Source organism: Olivibacter sp. LS-1, assembly GCF_008245145.1.
Taxonomy (GTDB): Bacteria; Bacteroidota; Bacteroidia; order Sphingobacteriales; family Sphingobacteriaceae; genus Olivibacter; species Olivibacter oleidegradans.
Window position 1 is genome coordinate 6,304,155 of record NZ_CP041643.1, and the last position, 23,500, is coordinate 6,327,654.

The following is a 23,500-nucleotide window of genomic DNA, read 5'->3' on the forward strand; positions in this document are numbered from 1 at the left end:
CTAAAAAACGCCTACTAAGCCAATTCCACGCCGTGCAGGCGTAACGGTCCAAGTAATCTGGTTCTGCTTTTTAAAAGGGTTTCTATACTTACTCTCCTCCATACGGCGGACTATTGCCTTCGTACAGAACCAAGATATAGCACCGCCAAAAGCCATATCGGATAGCCAATGGGAATCGCTGTACATACGACTTACCAGTGTAACGCCCGCAGTACTGTAAAATAGCGCTTTTAACAGCGGGCTTTTTACTCGATGCCCCAGTACCAGCGCGCTCACGGTTGCGATCTGCATATGTCCGGATGGAAAGGAATGATAACCTGCTTCCGGAGAGAAAGGATCGAAGGCCCAGGGGCCCACGTCCGTTGCCGGTCTCGCTCGCCCTACGGCGGTTTTCATCAAGGTCTGTAAGGCGCCACTTGTCAGGTATGCAGCACCCAACATGAGCCCCGTTTCCCTAGCCCATTCATTTTTAATAACTAACCCCGTTAAATAAAAGCCGCCGGTCATGATAAAGGCCGCATAAGGTTTACCATAATGAAAACCGGCGCGCTCAATGCCATCCCACACTTTAGAATTCCGATCCTGCCAAAAGTTCCTGTTTGGTTTGTCTAAGGTTGTTAATAACGCGGTTCCGCCAAGAACCGCCCCTACCTTTAACCAATCAGATCCTTTCCATCGAATAGGGCTCGAAACGGTATATGCTACACCGTCCACAAAACGGATTGCATCAGACGTAATTTTTTGTTTGTTTATACTATCTACGGAGATGCTATCATTCATCGCATAAGCAGCAAATCCCATGGTACTAAAGATCAGTATAAATACTGCCTTGCTTAGGTAATTCATATGTTGTAAAAGGATATTCTTCTGCAAAATATGGAATTTCAGCAAAAAACAGAAATATAGTCGTCTCTTCAAAATGAAGTGTGCTTTGCATTTAACCTTACCCATTAGTTTTCGCTTCTAGGATATTCCGCTAATACAACCGTCGCCGATCGCTTTTTACTGTTTCATAACAATTTTATAATAAAAGATAGCCTATATTTACGTCCTAATATATTTTCCTACCATGAGATTACTCCTTAAGTACTTAAGTAGACATAAATGGCTCATACTTTTAGCGTTGATATTAGCGGCGATCAATCAGGTTTTTTCCTTATTGAATCCTTATATTCTTGGGAATCTGATCATTGACCCTTATGCAAATAAAGCACAGCAGTTCCGATCCGATGGAGCAGATAGTGCTTTTTTTAAGGGTATTACCATTGGCTTATTGATGATTATTGGTGTAGCGATGGTTTCACGTATTGCGAAGGCGTTCCAAGATTATGTTGTTAATGTTATAATACAGAAGTTTGGTGCACGGCTTTATACCGACGGACTTCGACATGCACTCAGGCTTCCCTTTCAGGATTTTGAGGATCAACGAAGTGGTGAAACGCTTTCCGTGCTGCAGAAGGTGCGAGCCGATTGTGAAAAATTTATTACCAGCTTTGTCAACGTGCTATTTGCGACGCTTGTGGGTATTGTTTTCGTTGTTATCGTTGCTTTTAAATTAAGTCCTCTTCTTCCTTTGATTTACCTGGTAGGAGCAATTGTTCTTGCTATTCTAACCAGCGTTCTAAGTCGAAAAGTTAAGTTCATTCAAAAAAATATCGTAAGCGAAACGACTGCACTTGCCGGCTCTACTACGGAATCCCTCCGAAATATAGAACTGGTCAAGAGTCTAGGCCTCACCCAACAGGAGATAAGTAGGCTGAACGATACAACGATGAAAATACTAAAACTTGAACTAAAAAAAGTAAAGAGTATTCGGTCTGTAAGCTTTGTACAGGGGACCTTCGTTAATTTCCTTCAACAATGCATTATGTTTGCATTGCTATTCTTCGTTTTTCGCGATAAGATTACGGTCGGGCAGATGATGATGATGCAATTTTATTCATTCTTCATTTTTGGCCCTTTACAGGAGTTAGGAAATATAATCATGTCCTATCGGGAGGCGGAGGCATCCTTGAACAACCTGCAACGCTTATTGAATCGAAAGGTAGAATACCAGCCCCTTGCACCAAAGAAGATCGATGCTATTCAGCAGTTGCGCTTTAACGAAGTGCGTTTTCAACATCAGTCGGCTACACGCCCTGCCCTTGACGGAATTTCCTTCGATGTTTCACAAGGTGAAACCATTGCTTTTGTAGGACCATCCGGTTCGGGGAAAACAACACTGGTAAAATTACTCGTAGGTTTATACCATCCGACTTCAGGCCACGTATATTACAACGACTTTAACGATAATGAGATCGATTTTGAAGAATTACGACATCAAATAGGTTTTGTAACACAAGATACGCAGCTCTTTTCAGGTACTATCCGTGAAAACTTACTCTTCGTCAATCCATCGGCAACTGACGACATGATTTTGGATGTAATAAAGAAAGCGTCGGGACAGAATATTTTAGCAAGAGCGGAAAAGGGTCTCGAAACCGTGATCGGTGAAGGAGGCCTAAAGCTATCCGGTGGTGAAAGGCAGCGTTTATCAATCGCTCGCGCGCTATTACGGCAACCACGCCTTCTTATTTTTGACGAAGCCACGTCAGCGCTCGACTCCATTACAGAGGAAGCGATATCTAATACTGTCCGGGAAATTACAGCGCAAAGAACGCATTTGACCATTATGATTGCCCATCGCTTGTCAACCATCATGCATGCCGACAAAATTTATGTATTGGAAAAGGGTAAAATCGTGGAAACAGGAAGCCATTTTGATTTACTATCGCTTAAAGGTCTTTATTATGCAATGTGGCGACAGCAGATCGGAGAGCGTAAAGAAGAAAGCACGATGGAAGCAAACTAAGCGTTCGATCGACCATTTACTTCTTTCGACAACACTGCGGTAAGGAGTTCTATTACCCGCGAAAGTTCACGGGTATTCAAAGAGGCGAATCCGAAACGAATCGCGTTATAGTTAAACGGACCGGTGTTATATTTCCTGCCATCACTTATCAGTATGCGGTGCTTGGCAAGCTCCGCAGCCACATGGATCAATGGATAAGCTTCACTAAAACGTAGCCAAACTGCCATGCCTCCTGTTGGAATTTCAAACGAGGAAAACGCAAATAGCCGCTCTTTCATTAATGCACATACGTAATCGCGTCGTTCCCGGTAGATATTCACGGATTTTTTTATGTGTCTTGCAACATCACCTTCCCGTATCAAAGAGGCTAAAGCATCTTCCATTATAAAATCGCCTCTCAAATTTATCATCCTTCGGACATAAGCAGCCTCATTGATCATCTCTTGGGGAGCTACCATGAAGCCTATGCGGACAGACGAGGCTAAGCATTTCGTAAAAGAGCCAATGTAAATGACGCGCTCCGGACAGTAACTTACCAGAGGCAAAAAGGGCGAGGATTGATAGTGAAAATCATAATCGTAGTCGTCCTCTACGATCATAAAATTGAAACGTTGGGCAAGCGCAATAAGCTGCATTCTCCTCTGGGGGCTTAAGGTTACGGTAGTTGGGTGATGGTGGTGCGGAATAACATATAACATGTTAATACGCTCTCTTAGACAAATCTCCTCTACTTTATTCATATCCAAGCCGTGCTCGTCTACAGGCACACGAAAAATTCGTGCGTTTTGATAAGAAAAGGCATTGTTAGCCATAAAGTAATTCGGCTCGCCAACAATAACTGCGTCGCCCGCTCTCAGTAATAACTGTGCGGCTATGTAAACTCCCATTTGCGCACCCTGGGTGGTAAGAAGATTGTGTACACTCGCCCGTATACCACGTGTTTCAAATAAATAATCGGTTAATGCTTCCCTCAGTAAGATGGAGCCGACAGACAATGAATCCGTTCTTCCTTTCAATTGCAAATTCCTTCTTAATCGCGCTCTATATTCGCGAGCCAATAAATCTAAAGGGGCTATACGGGAATCAGGCAAACCGTCATCAATAACAATATCATATCCGGCAACGTCAGATCCGAGATCAGTGATCACACTAAACGAGTTACGATAAAAAAAAGGAGTAGTATTGGAGTCCGGCACTTTCTTTAAATTTTGCTCCCAAATTTTCGGATTTAATTCCGGTAAAACCGGGGATACAAAAACACCTTTTTTAGGCACTGTGGTTGCCCATCCTTGCAAAAGCATATCATTATACGCAGCCACAACTGTCTTACGATGAAGCATCAACGATTGGGCAAGTTCGCGCGTACTAGGTAGTCGCATTCCCGGCTTCAATATTCCCTTGCGAATCAATGCAATAATTTGCTTAGACACCTGCAAATATAACGCGGTTGAAGAGGTTCTATCTATGATTAGAAGGCTGGGAAACGGAAGCATGTGGACTACCTATTTTATGCAAACTGGACGACTTACAGAGTCCAAATATACAATATCTTTGAGAAGAAAATTTATTTATAAGACAATGGCAAAAAGAAAAACACTTCAAGAAGCTGATCCTAAAGCGTTCCAAACGATGCTTGCTTTCGAAAAATACCTATCCGAAAGTTCCCTAAGTAAAACACATGCAGAGCTTATAAAAATTCGCGTATCACAAATAAACGGCTGTAGCTATTGTATTAATAAACACACAAAAGAGGCGCGTGAAGCAGGTGAAAGCGAACAACGCATCTATTTGCTAAGCGCCTGGCGCGAAGTTCCCTTCTATTCACCTGAGGAACGGGCTATACTGGCTTTAGCAGAGGAAATGACCAATATTGCTGCACATGGCGTATCTGATGCGGTTTATAACCAAGCCGTTGAGCTTTTGGGACAGCAATATACAACGGAGGTTATGATGGGCATTATTGCTATGAATGCATGGAACCGTGTAGGAATAACAACGCAACGAGAAATAGAATCCTAATCTTAATAAAATATCTTTTCTGTTTCATGCATTTTGCCTAAGTTTGATAAACACTATGAAAGCAAAAATGAATTGATTAACAATCAACTCAAATTAATTGCTGAACAGTCCCGATTATCTAAATTATGGCAAAATGCAACAGTCGAAGTATTCCTACTCGCTATTTAGTATTTTGATAATAATACTACTCAGCAGCTTTATTTCTCCCTTATCCCAAGATAAGCAAAATGGCCTTAAGATCAATGACCAGGCCCCGGATTTTACATTGCCCGCGACAGATGGCAAACAATATTCACTCCGGGATTTTGAGAGGTTTCCAATTTTAGTGGTGGCATTTACTTGTAATCATTGCCCAACTGCACAGGCCTACGAAGATCGCCTCATTAATTTAAAGGCAACATATGGTGAGCGAGGAGTAGCTCTAATTGCCATATCACCAAACAATCCCTACGCTGTACGTTTGGACGAACTTGGCTATACAGAATATAACGACTCTCCTGAAGAAATGAAATTACGGGCTTCCGATAAAAATTTTAATTTCCCTTACTTATATGATGGTGAGACGCAGTTGACATCAAAACGATATGGCGCAGTTGCGACACCTCATATTTTTATTTTCGATAACAATAGAAAGCTTCGTTATAAAGGACGATTCGATGACAACGAAAATCCTAAAGAAACGAAAGAGCACAATGCTATTCAAGCAATTGAAGCACTTCTAGCAAAAAAAGACATCCCTGTAAAAGAGACAAAAACTTTTGGATGTAGTGTAAAATGGTCAACCAAAGAAGATGCGGTAAAAAAGTCTGACGAACAATGGGCAAAAGAACCTGTTACTATTAACCCCATTCAAATCACACAAATCGACTCCCTACTACAAAATAATTCTGATAAACTTCGCTTAATCAATGTCTGGGCTACCTGGTGCGGACCGTGCGTTGCAGAATTTCCTGATTTCGTTATAATCAACCGAATGTATCGAAATAGGCCTTTTGAATTTATCAGTATTAGTGCCGACAACCCGGAGAAACCACAGCCGGTTTTAGATTTCCTTAAAAGCAAAGGAGCCGCGAACCAGAATTTTTTGTTCGAAAGTAAAAATAAATACGACCTGATTGAGGCTATTGACAAAGCGTGGCAAGGCGCGCTTCCTTATACCCTATTAGTAGCTCCGGGCGGAAAAATTCTTTATAGTAAACAAGGGGAAATAGATCCTCTTGAAATGAAAAAGATGATTTTAAAACATTTAGGCCGATATTACTTCTAAATATTCTATCTGATAAATTTTAGCATTTGCAAATATGTAGCTAACTACGTAGTTTTGCTAAAAAAAGAAATGGCTTTTGAAATTGAACTTTTAAACAATGCCGATGTCCCGGAAATCATCGGGCTTATCTTGCCGATACAACAGCAAGAACATCAAGTTCCTGTAACCATTGAAGATCAGCCAGACTTATTGAATGTAGAAAAACATTACCAACAAAAGGGTGGCGCTTTTTGGGGAATTAAACACCAAGGAACGCTCTTGGGAACTATCGCTTTAATAAAGATGGAAGCAGAACAGGGCGGAGTGATACGAAAAATGTTTGTCCGCAAGGAGTATAGAGGAAGAGAATTAGGGTTAGCGCAGAAATTACTGGAACATTTGATATGCTATGCCAAAAAGGCCGGTATGAGCCATTTATACTTAGGTACCTTTCATACATTAAAAGCCGCCTTACGTTTTTATGAACGGAACGGTTTCATGCAAATTGAAAAAGTGCAACTCCCTTCCCATTTTCCAATTATGGAAGTAGACGATGTATTTTTTCACCTAATTCTGAATAACGATGACAAATGTGATTGACGAGTCGGGCCTCTTAGCGATATCAACACGCCTACAACGCTTAAGTGATCAGCTGCGAAAAGACGGACTAAAAATTTACGAATCCTATGGTATCCAATTCGAACCGAAATGGTTTCCGGTGATTTACACACTCCATAAAAAGCCCATATTGAGCGTAGTGGAAATAGCCAACGAAATTGGGTATACTCATCCCTCTACTATCAGCCTTCTCAAAGAATTAGAGAAAAAAAACCTGATAAAATCAAAGAAAGATAAAGATGATGAAAGGAAGAGGCTTTTATACCTAACCAGAGAAGGAGAAACGTTAGTCGAAAAGATGCAGCCCATTTGGGATGTAATGGTTAAAGCCCTAGAACAACTTACTAATACGTCTAACAACCTAATGAAAGCTATTGACGAAGTTGAGTACCAACTAAAACTACAAGGTTTCTATCAAAGAGCCGAATTAATCAAAGAAAACAAGAGCAAATAATTTATGAGTATTGTAATTAGAACAATCCGTCAGAACGATAATCAGATTTTAGCGCAGATTCTGAGAACTTCCTTAGAAGAACACCATATCCCAAAAGAAGGAACCGTATATACAGATCCGACAACCGACAATCTGTATACACTTTTCCAGCAACCAAGAAGTATTTATTATGTAGTAGAAGAGGATGGGGAGGTTTTAGGTGGTTGTGGTATTTATCCGACAGCCAATTTACCAACAGGCTACGCAGAGCTTGTCAAACTGTATCTGTCTAATAAAAGTAGAGGTAAAGGTTTGGGTAAAACACTCATTAATCGGTGCTTGGAGAAAGCTGTCGACTTAGGTTATACCCATCTCTACTTGGAGTCTTTCCCTCAATTTGAAACAGCAATAAGCATGTACAAAAAAATGGGTTTCTCTTCATTGCCTCACGCACTTGGCAATTCCGGGCATTATGCCTGTAATGTATGGATGGTAAAAGAGCTGGTGCTTGCCGCCAACTAACAAATTCCGGTGTTTTTTGTATCTTTACTGTAGATAAAGCTACTATTATGAGCCGCATAGAAACATTAAACAACGTTTTGGACGGTTTAATGACCCGTTATAAACAACGTGTTCCGGATGTCGGTGCCATTATCCAAGCGATGCTGCAAGATGGCATTATTCAACATCCAGATGAGATCGAAAATGACCATATCGCTTTTAGGACCATGGGAGTATCCCAATTAGGTATAAAATCTTTTGAGAAAATCTTTCTGCATTATGGTTATGAAAAGCGCGATTATTATAATTTCCCCGGAAAGAAGTTAGATGCTTATTGGTATGCACCTCCTGCCGACCGATATCCCCGAATTTTTGTGAGTGAGCTTCGCGTGAGCGATCTTTCTCAAAAAGCCCAAGATATTATCAAAAGCTATACCGATGAAGTAACATCCGATCCGGTGGACAAACTGGATCTTGATAATGCGATGGAAGTCGACCGTTTTCTTCACAGCCCCTTATGGAGAATACCATCGCTGGAAGATTACAATATTTTGGCCGAAGAAAGTGAATATGCTTCATGGGTTATTTACAACCGCTATTATTTAAATCACTTTACAATCAGTATTCACAATCTGAAAGAAGGATTTAATGATATCGCGCTTTTCAATAACTTTCTCGAAAAACATGGTTTCAAGTTAAATACCTCCGGTGGTAAAATTAAGGTAAGTCCTGATGGAGGCTTACTTCAAAGTGCTACCGTGGCCGAAATGATTGAGGCCACTTTTGCCGATGGAGAAAAACAACATATATCGGGTTCTTATGTCGAATTTGCGGAAAGAAAGGTATTGCCTGCTTACGTTCACCTAGCAAAAGAACAAATAAAAAGGCAGCATCGTCGAGACGGTTTTGAAGCCAATAACGCAGATAAAATATTTGAAAGCACCTATAGTTCCCAAACAAAAGGCGATTAAGATCAGCTTTTGAAAATCGGCTTTCAGCGATAATGAATAAAGCAGAAAGCCGATTTCCGACAACCAAAAGCGACTTAAACAACGATATTTACGATCTTCCCCTTGACAACGATCACCTTCTTAGGTGTTTTACCATCAAGGTAACGCTGCACATCTTCGTTCGCTAATACAGCTTGTTCGATCTCGATCCCCTCAAGGCTCAGCGATAGATTGAGTTTTAGTCGCATTTTACCGTTAAACGATATAGGGTATTCAAACTCATCCTCTATTAAATAATCCGGGTTGAAAACAGGGTAAGAAGTGTAAGACAAGGAGCCCGGTTCATTTCCAAGAAGCACCCATAGTTCTTCGCAGATATGGGGTGCGTAGGGTGATAACACAATTACCAAATCCTGCAGAATAGCTCGCTTATTACACCTCAAATCAGTCAACTCATTTACGCAAATCATGAAACTCGAAACCGAAGTATTAAAAGAGAATCGTTCGATATCATCTTCCACCTTACGGATAATCTTATGTAAGGACTTAAGCTCTGCCTTTGTCGGTATTTCATCCGATACGGAAAAATTTGAAGATGCGTCATGGAACAAGCGCCAAAATTTACGAAGAAATTTGTGAACGCCTTCAATACCGTTTGTGTTCCAAGGTTTACTTTGCTCTAAAGGGCCCAAAAACATCTCATACATGCGTAAGGTATCAGCGCCATATTGCTCTATTATATCATCCGGATTAACGACGTTAAACTTGGACTTGGACATCTTTTCTACCTCATGTCCACAGACATATTTGCCGTCCTCTAAAATAAACTTAGCTTCTGCATATTCGGGTCTGGATAGCCTGAACTTTTCTAGATGTAGAATATCGTTGTTCACGATATTAACGTCAACGTGAAGTGCAGTCGTTTTGTATTGATCTTTCAGGCCTAAAGAAACGAACGTATTAGTGCCCGCTCCATGCTCATCCAATACACGGTACACAAAATTGGAGCGTCCTTGTATCATCCCCTGATTGATCAGTTTTTTGAAGGGTTCTTCTTCCTTTACCTTTCCAATGTCTTTCAAAAACTTATTCCAGAAGCGGCTGTATAGCAAATGTCCGGTAGCATGCTCTGAACCGCCAATATATAGATCAACGGCCTGCCAATAATCAATAGCCTCTTTTGAGGCAAACGCTTCCGAATTGTGCGAATCCATATAACGATACCAGTACCAGCTAGATCCTGCCCATCCGGGCATTGTACTAAGTTCGTACTCATATCCCCCCTGATATTTCCAATTCGTTGCACGTCCCAAAGGCGGTTCGCCGCTTTCTGTAGGCAGATATTTATCCACTTCCGGCAATAACAACGGGAGCTCGTTTTCTTTGATTAGTTTAGGCAATCCATCTTTAAAATAAACAGGCACCGGTTCACCCCAGTAACGTTGTCTACCAAAAATCGCATCGCGCATCCTATAATTGACTTTGGCTTTTCCGATACCACGTTCTTCGAGTACAGATACTAGCTTCGAAACCGCTTCTTGATAAGATAAACCATTAATTAATTCGGAGTTAATATAAACACCCTCCTTCCGACTATCGGCCTCCTCATCTATTTCTTGTATATCAAGAATTTTGATAATAGGTAAATGAAATTGCTTTGCGAACAGGTAATCACGTTGATCCCCCGAAGGCACAGCCATGACGGCACCGGTACCATAACCAGCTAACACATAATCGGCAATCCAAATCGGCACCTGCTTGCCTGTCAAAGGATGCATCGCATAACTACCTGTGAATGCACCGGTAACGGTTTTGGTATCGGCCATTCTGTCACGCTCGGATTTCTTTTTGGTCTGTTCTATATAATTTTCGACCTGTGCCCGCTGTACGTTCGTTGTAATGATCGGAACTAAATCATGCTCGGGCGCTAATACCAGAAAACTTACGCCATATATCGTATCAACTCGTGTGGTAAACACTTCAATGGAATCGCTCCCATCCGCTAAGGCAAATTTTACACTTGCTCCTATACTTTTTCCTATCCAATTGCGCTGCATCTCTACTAACGGCTCGGGCCAATCAACGGTGTCCAGCCCCTGCAGTAATCGTTCTGCATAAGCAGTAATTCGCATACTCCACTGCATCATCTTCTTCTGAATCACCGGATAACCACCACGCTCTGATACCCCATCTTTCACTTCATCGTTTGCCAAGACAGTACCTAAGGCCGGGCACCAATTGACGGTGCTCTCGCGCAAATAAGCTAGACGATATTTTAACAACTCGGTCTCCTTTTGCTCTTCAGAAAAATGGTGCCATTCCTCGGCTGTAAATTCGAGGACATCTTCATCACATACTGCTTCTATCCCCTTGCTCCCTTTGGTTTCAAAAATCCAGATCAATTGGTCAACAGATTCAGCCTTATCGCTATCCGTGTTATAGAATGAGTTGAAGAGCTGCATAAAAATCCATTGTGTCCATTTATAATAAGATGGATCGCTGGTTCGTATCTCCCTGCTCCAATCAAATGAAAAACCAATGTTATCTAACTGCTCCCTATAACGCTTTATGTTGGTTTCAGTGGTTATTGCGGGATGCTGACCGGTTTGAATAGCGTATTGTTCAGCCGGCAACCCAAATGAATCATATCCCATGGGATGTAACACGTTATATCCACGTAATCTCTTATATCGCGAAAAAACATCGGAGGCTATGTATCCGAGTGGATGACCAACATGAAGCCCGGCTCCTGAAGGATAAGGAAACATGTCTAACACATAATATTTTGGCTTATCTGACGTATTATTAACTTTAAATGTTTGATTGGAAGCCCAAAACTGCTGCCACTTTTTCTCTATAGTCTTAAATTGATAGTCCATTATAACACATTACAGTATGACTTGCGAAAGTACGAAAAATCTCACATCTCATGTCCTATATCTCATATCTAATTATTAATTTCGCATTTCAAATAGTAGCATATGGAAGAATTTGAAGTAAGTGCGTCATCCAGAAAAACAAAATCCGTCTACATATCCACGGTTATTAGTATTGCTCTGGTATTACTCATGACCGGACTATTAGGGTTGATCCTCGTTCATGCTAAAAATCTTTCCAATTATGTTAAGGAAAATATCGTACTTAACATCATTGTTAATGACGGGGTAACAGAAGCCGATATTCTTAGTCTACAAAAAGAGCTGGATGGAAATCCTGCGGTGCTTCGCACACAATATGTTAGCAAAGAATTAGCAGCTAGAAATCTTCAAAATGACTTGGGCGAAGATTTTGTTAAGTTTCTGGGTTATAACCCACTGTTATCGTCCATTGACGTCTATCTCAAAGCGGATTATGCAAATAAAGCAGGTGTAGAGACCTTTACAAAGCAGGTATCTAGCAACAGCATGGTCAAAGAGGTTGTTTATCAAGACTCGCTGATCGATATGGTCAACAAAAACATTCGTGTCATTGGTCTTATCATACTTGCCTTCGCAGCTATCTTATTGATTATTGCCGTCGCATTAATCAATAACACCATAAGGCTGGCAATCTATTCACAACGCTTTTTGATAAAAAGTATGCAAATGGTGGGAGCAACAAAGGGCTTCATTCGCCGTCCATTTTTAGGCTATGGTATTCTTCATGGCCTTTTGGGTGCTCTGATTGCAATCATTCTACTATTGCTGACATTGTATTTTGCGCAAGAGCAAATTCCTGAAATTGTTATTTTACGTAACTATTTTGAATTTGCCCTCATTTTCATAGGTGTAATCTGTTTAGGCATTCTGATCTCGGGGGCCAGCACTTATTTTGCAGTAAGCAAGTATTTACGTCTCCGAATAAATGATCTCTATCGGTAATATACATTCACTTAATTAAATTTAGCATTATGCCGCAAGAAAAAAAGAAAGTAGCTCAAGGCGAACAAAAGTCAAACTTTGTTTTCGGTAAATTGAACTACCAATTAATGTTATTAAGTATTGCCATTGTTATCATTGGCTTTATTTTGATGGCCGGTAAAACAGATATTTACAGTTTCACTAAAATAACTTTAGCGCCGATTGTGGTTGTCGCAGGCTTTGCTCTTGGCATTGTAGCAATATTAAAGAACCCTACTAAATAACACCAATAGATGACTTTAATAGAAGCGATTATTTTAGCCATCGTAGAAGGGCTAACCGAATTCTTACCTGTTTCATCCACCGGCCACCTAATCATCGCAACCGCCTTAATGGGCATCGAACCATCTGCCTTCGTTAAACTGTTTACAGTAGCTATTCAACTAGGCACCATCCTCTCGGTTGTGATTCTTTATTTTAAGCGATTTTTTCGTTCGTGGTCTTTTTATTTAAAACTATTTGTTGCTTTTATTCCGGCAGCCATTTTTGGCTTATTATTTAGCGACGAAATAGACAATATGCTAGAGAGCCCAATGACGGTGGCAATCACCTTAGTTTTAGGCGGCATTGTGCTCCTATTCGTCGATAAATGGTTTAATGCACCTCGCATTGATAACTCAGACAACATTTCTTACGCTACCGCCCTGAAAATTGGCTTTTTTCAGTGTCTAGCAATGATACCAGGCACTTCTCGCTCGGGAGCAACCATTGTTGGCGGTATGGCGCAGAAACTTTCAAGGAAAGCCGCAGCTGAATTTTCTTTCTTTTTAGCCGTGCCGACTATGTTTGGCGCGACGGCAAAAAAACTGCTCGACTTCTACAAAGATGGCAACCAGTTTACCGCAGACCAATATAATATCCTTTTTATAGGTAACTTGGTGGGTTTCATCGTAGCCATCATAGCCATTAAAAGCTTCATTGGTTACGTTACGAAATACGGATTCAAAGCTTTTGGATGGTATAGAATTATAGTAGGTGGGATTATTATCGTGATGCTTTTAAGCGGTCACAGCTTATCGGTGCTTTAATGGAAGACGAAAAAGAAAAGCCGATTTTCCCTCGTTTCGATTTCACCGCCGGTGAGGTTTTACTGATCGATAAGCCTTACAAATGGACCAGTTTTGACGTAGTGGGAAAGATCCGTAATGCTTTAAAGCCTTTGAAATTGAAAGTAGGCCATGCAGGCACACTCGATCCGCTGGCTACAGGTTTACTTATTGTTTGTACCGGCAAACGCACTAAAACTATTGATGAGCTTCAAGCGCAGGAAAAAGAATACATAGGAACCTTCACACTCGGGGCAACAACACCGTCTTATGACTTAGAAACAATTCCGGATAGCTTTTTTGATATCACAAATCTTACGGAACAAGATCTACTTCGCGCCTCACTAACATTCGTCGGTGCTATTGAACAATATCCGCCGGTACATTCGGCTGTAAAAATGCAAGGCGAAAGATTATACGAAAAAGCCAGACGAGGCGAGTCCGTTGAACTAAAACCTCGTCGTGTAACGATCTATGAGTTCGAATTAACCCGCATTGCTCTTCCGGAAGTTAACTTCAGAGTCGTTTGCAGCAAAGGAACTTACATTCGATCGTTGGCACATGACTTTGGAAAAGCAGTGGGCGCCGGTGCCTATCTGAGTGAATTGAGAAGAACTCGCAGCGGTAATTTTCATGTCAGAGATGCCTGGAATGTTTTGGAGCTGTCCGATCATATTCGGTCTTTGAAAGAACAAGGTCTATTAATAAATGACGAAGGAGAACATTCATAAAAAACCTTAACCTCAATACATTATCACTTTTAGAATAAATACGTATCTTGGAAGAAAGGTACATAAAATTATCTCATAAGATTTTCTATAGGCAGAAACAGTGGAGAGCACAAAGCGTGATATATTGCAAATAAGGGTTTAGGAATGGCTTTGGAACAAAGATTAGTATGATTATTTGCTGCTAAAGTAGAATGCTTATGAGGTAAACAGCAGATTCATGATAAAAAAACAATTTATTGCGGATGAAAATATATAGAAACATTGAAGATTTTATACCATTGGACAATGCAGTGGTGACGATTGGAACCTTTGATGGCGTTCATATAGGACATCAGAAAATTATAAGCAGTTTAAGAGAATATGCGCAAAAGATAAACGGAGAAACGGTACTTCTTACCTTTTTTCCTCATCCAAGGATGATCTTGCATCCGGATGATGATAGCTTGCGTCTTATAAACACCATTGAGGAAAAAGCCGATCGACTAGCCGAAAGTGGAATCGATCACCTGATTATCACGCCGTTTACACGGGATTTTTCCAATCAATCGGCAGAAGAATATATTCGCGAAATTCTGGTCAGTAAAATCGGCACTAAACGGATCATTATCGGTTATGATCATCATTTTGGGAAGGACCGCAAAGGATCACTGGTCGATTTGCTAAAATATGCAGAACAGTACCATTATTCGGTACAAGAGATACCGGAGCAAGACATCAATGATGTGGCTGTCTCATCGACGAAAATACGCGAAGCACTCATTATTGGCGAAATTGCCACTGCCAACAAGTACTTAGGTTATCCTTTCCACATTACAGGAAAAGTGGTTAAAGGACAGCAGCTAGGCAGAACCATTGGATACCCCACCGCTAATATCGAAGTTCCGGAAAGCTACAAATTAATTCCTGCTTATGGTATTTACGCAGTACAGGCAACCCTTATTGAACATGCGGAGATGACTACGGGAGAATATATACCGGCAAAAAAAGGCCCTACGTTAAAAGGTATGGGATATATCGGAACACGACCCACTGTAAGAGGTGTCAACCGAAGTATAGAGATCAATTTTTTTGATCTTAACGAAGATTTATATGGCAAAACGCTTCAAATACAATTTTTACACTTTGTGCGTCACGATCATAAATTTGATAGTATTGAGGCAATGACGGCGCAATTGGCAGAAGACGAGAAGAAAATAAAAGAGCTGCTTGCTTAATTTCTCCAATATTAAATTTCCGGATGAAACTTCATATCGATAAGAACGAACAAGAAGCTATTGAAAACGCCATTGCACATTGGGAAGAGAACAGCCTGATTGACAAAGAAACGGCGGACAGACTTAGGCACTCGTACGAGGTGAAGGGCTTCGACTGGAGACGTCTAGCACAATATTCATTTTGGATTGCACTCTCTTGTATTGTACTGGCCTTCCTGTCCTTATTTGTCGATCAGGAGATTCTTCAACTTTTGTCAACGCTATACGAAACACCCAATATCATTATTTGCGTGTTTTGCGCTTTGCTTTCATTTTTATTTTATTACCTGGGTTATTTCAACAAAAAACGACATCCAGAGAAATTATTTACCAATGAAAGCTTAATTGTGTTGGGTGTATTTTCTACGGCTACTTTCATTGGCTATCTGGGCAAGGTTATCGACAAAGGTGACGGGATGTATTCATTCTTATTTTTATTGTCTATAGTCATTTATACCGTTCTTGCTATACAGCTTTCTTCAAAAACTATTTGGGCTTTTATGTTGATCGCACTAGGTATATGGTTTGCCACCGAAACTGCTTACCACAGCAATTGGGGATTTAAATTTTGGGGAATGAATTATCCATTGCGCTTTACCATATTTGGAATACTACTAACAGTTTTCACCTTGGTTCTGCATAATAAATGGGCAGCTATTAGAGGCTTTAAACAATTAAGTTACATCATGGGAGTATTATATCTCCTTATTTCCTTATGGTTGCTATCAATTTTCGGAAACTATAGCGATTTAGACAAATGGGCAGCTACCAAGCAATATCATATATTTTATTGGGGAGTACTCTCAACGGTCGTTTGTTTAGCATTTGCTTGGTATGGTCTCAAAAAGAACGATATTATCGCCCGTGAATTCGGCATCATCTTCCTTCTAATTAATCTTTATACGCGATTCTTCGAATATCTATGGGACAATATAAATCGAGCGATTTTCTTCTCTTTGCTCGCCTTATCCTTTTGGCTTATCGGACGAAAAGCCGAAAAAATTTGGAGTGGAAGCTTCCTAAAAAAGAAGGACGTCCCACCCAAATTATGATTGTTTAATAAATTGCAGATTCAATACGATTTTCACTTCATCTCCAACCACTACGGATCCAGCCTCCGTCAAATCATTCCATTTCAGCCCAAAAACCTGTCGGCTGATCTTAGCGGTTGCTTCAAAGCCCGCTTTTTGATTACCGTACGAATCTTTAGCAGTACCGCCAAACTCTACTTCAAACTGCACAGCCTGGGTATGTCCTTTGATCGTTAAATCGCCTCTTAACAAGTATTCGTGGCCTCCTTTTTTTTCAAACGAGCTTGACTGAAAGGTCAACTCAGGGTAATTCGCCGTATCAAAAAAATCGGCTGATCTGAGATGTTCATCACGATCCTTCATATTCGTATCAATGCTATCAGCATCAATTATAAATCTAATCGTTGCATCAGAAAAATCCTCGCTCGTTGCCTCAATTTGTCCATCAAACTTATTAAAGTTACCCGCAACCGTGGAAATAACCAGATGCTTTACCTTAAATTGCACTTCTGAATGCGCCGGATCAACTTTCCATATAGAAGTCATAATATGTGTTTTTATCACAGAAAACAATAAACACCGTAAAATGTTTAGGTTCAACTAACACTATACAGCCTCAGTTACAATCTCATATGTAATTTGTACGCCACCTGCTACCAACATATCGTGTACCGAACAATATTTCTTTACTGCTAGCTCTGCTGCTTTCTTGGCCTTCTCGATGTCAATACGCCCTTTTAACTTGAATAGTAGATGAATATCGGTAAAAACGGCCGGGATCGCATCTTTTCGTTTTCCATCAACCTCAATTTTTACATCCTCTATTTCCTGCTTTTGTTTTTTCAGGATATTTATAAGGTCGAGTGCACTACAAGAACCCAAAGCCATTAACACCAGCTCCATAGGGCGTGCACCTAATGCCTCACCACCAATTTCCGGAGAGCCGTCAATATGGACTTTTACATCGGTGGATGCACTTTCACCTTCAAAATGCACCGCCTGGTTTAGCCTGTTTAGTGTTACTTTCATTTTCTTAGCTCTTAGCTTTCAGCCATCAGCTGCCAGCTTTATTTCGTTATTATTCCTGTTAATTAATGATACTTTCAGTATCAAGCAATGCATACAAAATTTTGCTCTAAGCTTTAAACGGTATTCCATTCCTCGTTTAAGGTCGAGCTCCGACCTTTTCGAAAGCCGATAATTATTTGCTGCCGTCCAAAGCCTGCTTCAAATCGACCAAAATATCGTTGACATCTTCCAATCCGACCGAAATACGAACGGTTCCCGGATAGATACCGATTTGTTCACGCTCCGCATCTGTTAATTTTGAATGTGTCGTAGACGCCGGATGCGTTGCAATCGTACGTGAATCGCCCAAGTTAGAAGTGATCAAGATCATCTTCAAATTATCGAGAAAACGTTTAGCACGTTCAAAGCCACCTTTAATGACAAAGGTAACAATGCCACCTCCAGCCTTCATTTGTTTTTTGGCCAACTCATATTGCGGATGTGAGGGCAAGAAAGGATAGCGAACAAGGTCGACCTCATTATGCGACTCTAACATGCCCGCTACTGCCAACGCATTATCACAATGGCGGTCCATACGAAGCGCCAGGGTTTCAAGACTTTTTGATATAATCCAAGCATTGAAGGGTGACATAGACGGCCCGGTGTGCCGAATAAAAAACATCATCTCGTCGATCAACTCCTGTTTACCTACAACAATCCCGCCTAAAACACGTCCTTGTCCGTCCATGTATTTCGTGGCAGAATGGCTTACTAAATCAAAACCATATTGTATCGGCTTTTGCAGATAGGGCGTCGCAAAACAGTTATCTACATTTAATATAATATTTGGATATTTTTTTTTGAAGGTTCCTAACCACTCTAGGTCTACCAATTCCAAGCCTGGATTTGATGGCGTTTCCAAAAAAATCATCTTCGTATTAGGCTGAATGGCTTTCTCCCAATCAGCTGGATTCTTCGCATCTACATAAGAGGTGGTAATGCCCCATCGTGGAAATAAAGTCGTAAACAGTTGATGAGTAGAACCGAAAACCGATCTACAGGCCACAATATGGTCTCCGTTTTTCAGCAGTGCAGCGAAAGAGGCAAAAACCGCCGCCATTCCGGAAGAAAAGGCTAAACCGGCCTCTGCTCCTTCCAGCTCACAAACTTTTTGTATAAATTCGTTCGTATTTGGATTAGAATACCTAGAATATACAATACCTTCTTCCTCGCCGGCAAATACAGCGCGCCCTTGCTCGGCATCATCAAAAATAAAACTTGAGGTTAAATATAAAGGTACAGAATGCTCGCGATTCTGTGAACGTTGAGTTTGACTACGAATTAATTTACTTTGTTCTTCCATTCTATTTCTATTGTCGACTCAAACCTACCATAAAATTCACTTAGTTAGAAACTTTTATTTTAATTGTTTTGTAATAAACAAAGTCGGAACGCATCAAAAAAGCGTTGATCCGTATATGAACCAACGCCTCATAAAAAACAACCAAATCTATAGGGAAATATAAAAAACTTAATACAAATTTAAATCCTGTTCCAGGAAATTTAATATCCGTGAGAAATCTTTATGCAAAGCAACTGCCTGACCAAATACTAATAGGACCGGCCCTGTGTTATCAATGGATACTTCTTCTGCAACTTCCTCTATTGTATTGACGACACCAATGGCCAGTCTTTCATTTTTCATTGAGCCGTTCTGTATAACGGCCGCCGGCAACCGCCCCTTACCAAGTTTTTTATAAATCGATACGATTTCAGGCAATTGCGCAAAGCCCAATAACACGACAACAGTCGCTCTGCTTCGCGCAGCTTCCTCAATCTCCCAATTAAACGAACCATTACTATCGGTGGCGCTTAAAATCCACAAACTATCACTGTTTCCCTTATGGGTAACGGGGATCCCCTGCAAACCGGGCACAGAAATGGCACTGCTTATTCCGGGTATAATTTCCGTTTCCACGCTGTACGATGCCGCATATTCCAACTCTTCATACCCCCTTCCGAAAACGAAAAGGTCGCCTCCTTTCAATCGGACCACATGTCCAAAATTTAGCGCATAATCAACCATTAAGCGATTGACTGTTGTTTGCGAAAAGTTTTCGTCTCCTGATGGATTACCAACATAAACGCGGGTTGCCTCTTTGGGAGCGTAGCTTAATAATGCTTCGTCCACTAACGCATCGTATATTACGACATCCGCTGTTTTAAGTGCTTTAACACCTTTTATGCTAATCAAATCGGGATCTCCCGGGCCTGCGCCTACCAAGGTGATTTTTGGTTCGACATATACCTTCTCAAATTCGGGATGTTGCTGCCTTTCCATATATTGCCTCCTATTTATATCAAATTAAAAAAAAAGCCTCTGCAGGTTACTGAAGAGGCCTCTTGGAAATCTACACGCCCTCTCCTAACTTGTTAATAAATAACACATATTCTTCATATTTTTACAGATGGAGCGTTTCATATTTTCAAAATTAAAAATCAACGAGACAAATATATATAAAATATACCAATTTAGTAGTCTTTTTTTATTAAAATATTTATTTTGACGTTAAACTATTGGTTATCAGTCCATTAATTACAAACCTAAAGCTAGATTCTCTTCACGCTTAATAATATCGGCAATGCTGGTATCATTCAAAATCTGTAACATCGCATTTCTAACATCTACGAAAGTATCTCTGATACCACAAGTTTCTTCGGTTTTGCATTCGTCACATCGCCTATAAAAATTCAAGCTTACGCAGGGTAGCAAGGCTATAGGGCCGTCGGTGAGTCTGATAACTTGCGATAAGCGAATGTCTTCCGGATCTTTGTTTAAACTATATCCTCCGCCCGCTCCCTTTTTGCTATACAATATACCCGCATTTCGCATTTCCAGTAATATTTGCTCAAGAAATTTCTTCGGAATGTTTTCCTCTTCAGCAATTTTTAAAATCTGCATCGGCTCTTTCCCGTAGTTCTTTCCCAGTACAATAAGAGCTTTAATGGCATATTTTGATTTTTTCGACAGCATATTATTCCTTTGCTTTTTGTAAAATTACGAATTTTCCTTTAGTAATAAAGGTCAACAATCCTCTATGCAATCACATATGTGCTTTGAGAAACTGACCGGTATAAGACTGCGAATGTTTGACAAGTTCCTCCGGTGTTCCTTCAAATACAAGCTCTCCACCCTTCTCTCCACCCTCCGGCCCGATATCTATCACCCAGTCGGCACATTTGATGACATCCATGTTATGCTCAATGACTAAGATGGTATTACCCTGAGCAATCAATGCATCAAATGACTTCAATAACTTTCGAATATCGTGAAAATGAAGCCCGGTAGTAGGTTCATCAAAAATAAAAAGTGTATTCTTACTGTTGTTTCCCTTCACCAGAAACGAAGCTAACTTAATACGTTGTGCTTCCCCTCCCGACAAGGTATTCGACGATTGGCCGAGCTTCACATAACCTAACCCTACATCCGCCAGCGGTTGGATTTTATTGAGTATCTTCGCTTGTTTGCCGAAAAAAGTCAAAGCTTCTTCTACCGTTAATTCCAGTACATCATAAACATTCTTATCTTGCCAAGTTATATCCAGCACCTGTTGTTTAAACCGTTTACCTCCACAAGCCTCACAGGTAAGATAAATATCGGCCATAAACTGCATTTCAATTTTCACTTCCCCTTCTCCTTGGCAAACATCACATCGTCCTCCTTCTACGTTAAAAGAGAAAGCCGCTGGCTTTAACCCCGCAGCTTTTGCAGCTGGCTGACTACTATACAGCGCTCGTATATCGTCCCACGCCTTTACGTAGGTTACCGGATTCGATCTCGAAGACCTCCCTATCGGATTCTGATCTACCATCTCGACACGTTCAACAAGCTGAAGGTCTCCATCCAAACCATCAAAAACACCGGTTTGCTCGCCGGAATAATTACCGGTCGCTTTCTGCAAAGCAGGATACAATATACGCTTCACCAAGGAAGTTTTCCCCGAACCAGACACACCGGATACTACCGTAAAGGTATACAACGGAAATTTCACGTCAATCCCTTTCAGATTGTTCTCCCGAGCACCTTTTATCTCTACAAAGTGCTGCCACTTCCTTCTACTACTCGGTATACCAATGGCCTCGATTCCGTTTAGGTATTTTCCGGTCAAACTCTGCTCGTCCTTAAGAATCTCTTGATATGTTCCCGAAAAAACTAGCTGCCCACCATGTACACCCGCTTCCGGACCAATATCAATAAGGTAATCCGCAGCCTGCATCATTTCTTCTTCATGTTCTACCACCAAAACAGTATTGCCAACATCACGTAAAGATTTAAGCACCCCGATTAGACGTTGGGTATCGCGTGGATGTAAACCGATACTCGGTTCGTCTAAGACATATATGGAACCCACCAAAGAACTTCCTAAAGAGGTTGCTAAGTTAATCCGCTGTGATTCGCCGCCCGAAAGTGTGTTTGAAAGGCGATTCAATGTTAAATATCCTAACCCCACTTCCGTTAAAAAACGCACGCGGTTCTTTACTTCTATCAATAACCTTTTTGCAATTGTCTCCTCGTGCTTATCTAATGATAGATTGTTGAAGAAATCTAACAAATCATCAAGAGGCATAAGCACCATATCGGTAATTGATTTCCCTCCTACTTTAACATAGGCTGCATCTTTACGTAGTCGGGTTCCCTTACAATCCGGACAATCCGTCTTCCCCCGATAACGTGATAACATAACTCGGTATTGAATTTTATAGGTCTGCTCTTCCAATTCTTTAAAGAAATCATCCAAACCTCTAAAATATTGATTCCCGCTCCACAAGACTTGCCTTTGTTCGGGCGATAAATCTTTATAGGCTCTATGCACCGGAAAGTCAAATTTTATGGCCACTTTAACAAATCGGTTCAACCATTCTCCCATTTTCTCTCCTCTCCAGGGAGCGATTGCTCCATCGTATACCGATTTGCTCTTATCGGGCACTACTAAGTCGGGATCTATCCCGATCACTTTCCCATACCCTTCACACCTGCTACAAGCTCCATAGGGATTATTAAAGCTGAAAAAGTTAGGAGTCGGTTCTTCAAATGCCATACCGTCTAACTCAAATCGATCACAGAAAAAATGTTCCTTTTCTCCATCATCAATATAACAGTCCCCCTTTCCCTCAAAGAAGGCCGTCTGGACTGAATCAGCAATTCTACTTAAAGTTTCGTCTTCTTGATTCACACGAATACGGTCAATAACGATTCGTAAATCACCTAAGTTGACACTGCTATTAGCAACCTTTTTATCTTCGATTAGGGACTCGATTTTCTCAATTCGGCCTAAGTACTCCACTCGAACAAAACCCTTTTGGAGCAAGACGGCTAATTCTTCTTTTAGTTTCCGCTGATTATGAGGATGAAGGGGGCTTAAAATCGTTATTTGTGTATCACTAGGCAGTGAGGACACAAAATTTACTACATCTGTAACGCTGTCTTTTCGCACTTCTTTTCCTGATATGGGCGAGATGGTCTTTCCTATACGGGCAAACAATAACTTCAAATAGTCATAAATTTCTGTTGATGTTCCCACTGTAGACCTCGGATTACTTGTAATTACTTTTTGCTCAATGGCAATTGCCGGGGCAATTCCTTTGATGTAATCTACCTCCGGTTTATTCATACGCCCCATAAACTGTCTAGCGTAGGAAGATAAGCTTTCTACATACCGGCGTTGTCCCTCTGCATAAAGTGTATCAAAAGCCAGGGATGATTTTCCTGAGCCCGACATACCTGTGATAACTACCAACCTGTTTTTCGGTATGGTTACATCAATGTTTTTTAAATTATGGACGCGTGCGCCTTTGATAAGTATATGAGATTTTGCGTTTGAATCAACCTTTTGTGCCATGTATACCTCGTAAT

22 protein-coding genes are annotated in these 23,500 nt (G+C 40.8%); 13 read left to right on the forward strand and 9 right to left on the reverse strand.

The genetic code is table 11. The annotated features are described in order from the left end of the window. A complete protein-coding gene (locus FKG96_RS26200; protein ID WP_013663847.1) occupies nt 1-846 on the reverse strand; it encodes a phosphatase PAP2 family protein in 846 nt (281 codons plus the stop codon). 223 nt (nt 847-1,069) lie between these two features. On the opposite strand from FKG96_RS26200, the gene FKG96_RS26205 reads away from it, so the two are divergent. Continuing rightward, the gene (locus FKG96_RS26205) at nt 1,070-2,851 is read left to right on the forward strand and encodes an ABC transporter ATP-binding protein (protein ID WP_130858221.1); all 1,782 of its coding nucleotides are present in this window, start codon (nt 1,070-1,072) and stop codon (nt 2,849-2,851) included. Here FKG96_RS26205 and FKG96_RS26210 read toward each other — a convergent pair. Continuing rightward, nucleotides 2,848-4,344, reverse strand: coding sequence for a PLP-dependent aminotransferase family protein (locus FKG96_RS26210; protein WP_130858222.1), 1,497 nt, complete (start codon nt 4,342-4,344; stop codon nt 2,848-2,850). The two genes, FKG96_RS26205 and FKG96_RS26210, sit on opposite strands and share 4 nt — an antisense overlap. Nucleotides 4,345-4,429: 85 nt before the next feature. Here FKG96_RS26210 and FKG96_RS26215 point away from each other — a divergent pair, with 85 nt between their 5' ends. The 6 genes from FKG96_RS26215 (at nt 4,430) to FKG96_RS26240 (ending at nt 8,639) form a co-directional block, all read left to right on the forward strand. After that, nucleotides 4,430-4,870 (forward strand): carboxymuconolactone decarboxylase family protein, encoded by a 441-nt coding sequence (locus FKG96_RS26215; protein ID WP_013663851.1) that lies wholly within the window; start codon nt 4,430-4,432, stop codon nt 4,868-4,870. Nucleotides 4,871-5,003: 133 nt separating this feature from the next. Next, nucleotides 5,004-6,137 (forward strand): redoxin family protein, encoded by a 1,134-nt coding sequence (locus FKG96_RS26220; RefSeq protein ID WP_130858223.1) that lies wholly within the window; start codon nt 5,004-5,006, stop codon nt 6,135-6,137. Between the two features lie 69 nt (nt 6,138-6,206). Then, the gene (locus tag FKG96_RS26225) at nt 6,207-6,716 is read left to right on the forward strand and encodes a GNAT family N-acetyltransferase (RefSeq protein ID WP_130858224.1); all 510 of its coding nucleotides are present in this window, start codon (nt 6,207-6,209) and stop codon (nt 6,714-6,716) included. Beyond that, entirely contained in the window at nt 6,700-7,188 is a 489-nt protein-coding gene (locus FKG96_RS26230; protein ID WP_130858225.1) for a MarR family winged helix-turn-helix transcriptional regulator, read from the forward strand. Before FKG96_RS26225 ends, FKG96_RS26230 begins: the two co-directional genes overlap by 17 nt. Nucleotides 7,189-7,191: 3 nt before the next feature. Beyond that, entirely contained in the window at nt 7,192-7,689 is a 498-nt protein-coding gene (locus FKG96_RS26235; protein ID WP_013663855.1) for a GNAT family N-acetyltransferase, read from the forward strand. A 47-nt stretch (nt 7,690-7,736) separates the two neighbouring features. Further along, complete coding sequence (locus FKG96_RS26240; protein WP_013663856.1) at nt 7,737-8,639, forward strand: DUF1338 domain-containing protein; 903 nt, start codon at nt 7,737-7,739, stop codon at nt 8,637-8,639. 74 nt (nt 8,640-8,713) lie between these two features. Here FKG96_RS26240 and leuS read toward each other — a convergent pair whose 3' ends face one another. Then, nucleotides 8,714-11,497, reverse strand: a complete 2,784-nt coding sequence (gene leuS, locus FKG96_RS26245; RefSeq protein ID WP_149106285.1) for a leucine--tRNA ligase — start codon at nt 11,495-11,497, stop codon at nt 8,714-8,716. A 102-nt stretch (nt 11,498-11,599) separates the two neighbouring features. Here leuS and FKG96_RS26250 point away from each other — a divergent pair, with 102 nt between their 5' ends. The 6 genes from FKG96_RS26250 to FKG96_RS26275 all read left to right on the forward strand — a co-directional run bounded on the left by FKG96_RS26250 (nt 11,600) and on the right by FKG96_RS26275 (nt 16,599). Beyond that, nucleotides 11,600-12,478, forward strand: coding sequence for an ABC transporter permease (locus FKG96_RS26250; RefSeq protein WP_013663858.1), 879 nt, complete (start codon nt 11,600-11,602; stop codon nt 12,476-12,478). A gap of 29 nt (nt 12,479-12,507) precedes the next feature. Next, a complete protein-coding gene (locus tag FKG96_RS26255; RefSeq protein WP_013663859.1) occupies nt 12,508-12,741 on the forward strand; it encodes a DUF3098 domain-containing protein in 234 nt (77 codons plus the stop codon). Nucleotides 12,742-12,750: 9 nt separating this feature from the next. Further along, nucleotides 12,751-13,545, forward strand: a complete 795-nt coding sequence (locus FKG96_RS26260; RefSeq protein ID WP_013663860.1) for an undecaprenyl-diphosphate phosphatase — start codon at nt 12,751-12,753, stop codon at nt 13,543-13,545. Further along, on the forward strand, nt 13,545-14,294 hold the full coding sequence (truB, locus tag FKG96_RS26265; protein ID WP_130858227.1) for a tRNA pseudouridine(55) synthase TruB: 750 nt from the start codon (nt 13,545-13,547) through the stop codon (nt 14,292-14,294). The genes FKG96_RS26260 and truB overlap by 1 nt, the downstream gene beginning before the upstream one ends. 242 nt (nt 14,295-14,536) lie before the next feature. Further along, on the forward strand, nt 14,537-15,508 hold the full coding sequence (locus FKG96_RS26270; RefSeq protein WP_013663862.1) for a bifunctional riboflavin kinase/FAD synthetase: 972 nt from the start codon (nt 14,537-14,539) through the stop codon (nt 15,506-15,508). Between the two features lie 23 nt (nt 15,509-15,531). After that, nucleotides 15,532-16,599, forward strand: a complete 1,068-nt coding sequence (locus FKG96_RS26275; RefSeq protein WP_130858228.1) for a DUF2157 domain-containing protein — start codon at nt 15,532-15,534, stop codon at nt 16,597-16,599. Here the strand turns inward: FKG96_RS26275 and FKG96_RS26280 are convergent. From FKG96_RS26280 to uvrA, 6 genes are all read right to left on the reverse strand, one after another. Then, nucleotides 16,594-17,124: a YceI family protein gene (locus tag FKG96_RS26280; protein ID WP_130858229.1), complete on the reverse strand. Its 531-nt coding sequence runs from the start codon at nt 17,122-17,124 to the stop codon at nt 16,594-16,596. The genes FKG96_RS26275 and FKG96_RS26280 overlap by 6 nt on opposite strands. Before the next feature lie 60 nt (nt 17,125-17,184). Further along, entirely contained in the window at nt 17,185-17,607 is a 423-nt protein-coding gene (locus FKG96_RS26285) for an OsmC family protein (protein WP_130858230.1), read from the reverse strand. Between the two features lie 172 nt (nt 17,608-17,779). Next, a complete protein-coding gene (locus tag FKG96_RS26290) occupies nt 17,780-18,949 on the reverse strand; it encodes a PLP-dependent aspartate aminotransferase family protein (RefSeq protein ID WP_013663866.1) in 1,170 nt (389 codons plus the stop codon). Nucleotides 18,950-19,117: 168 nt separating this feature from the next. Further along, nucleotides 19,118-19,927 (reverse strand): uroporphyrinogen-III C-methyltransferase, encoded by an 810-nt coding sequence (gene cobA, locus FKG96_RS26295; protein WP_130858231.1) that lies wholly within the window; start codon nt 19,925-19,927, stop codon nt 19,118-19,120. A 255-nt stretch (nt 19,928-20,182) separates the two neighbouring features. Continuing rightward, nucleotides 20,183-20,620 carry an Rrf2 family transcriptional regulator gene (locus FKG96_RS26300; protein WP_013663868.1) on the reverse strand — a complete coding sequence of 146 codons (438 nt, stop codon included), beginning with the start codon at nt 20,618-20,620 and terminating at the stop codon, nt 20,183-20,185. Nucleotides 20,621-20,690: 70 nt separating this feature from the next. After that, on the reverse strand, nt 20,691-23,486 hold the full coding sequence (gene uvrA, locus FKG96_RS26305; RefSeq protein WP_130858232.1) for an excinuclease ABC subunit UvrA: 2,796 nt from the start codon (nt 23,484-23,486) through the stop codon (nt 20,691-20,693). Nucleotides 23,487-23,500 lie beyond the last annotated feature (14 nt).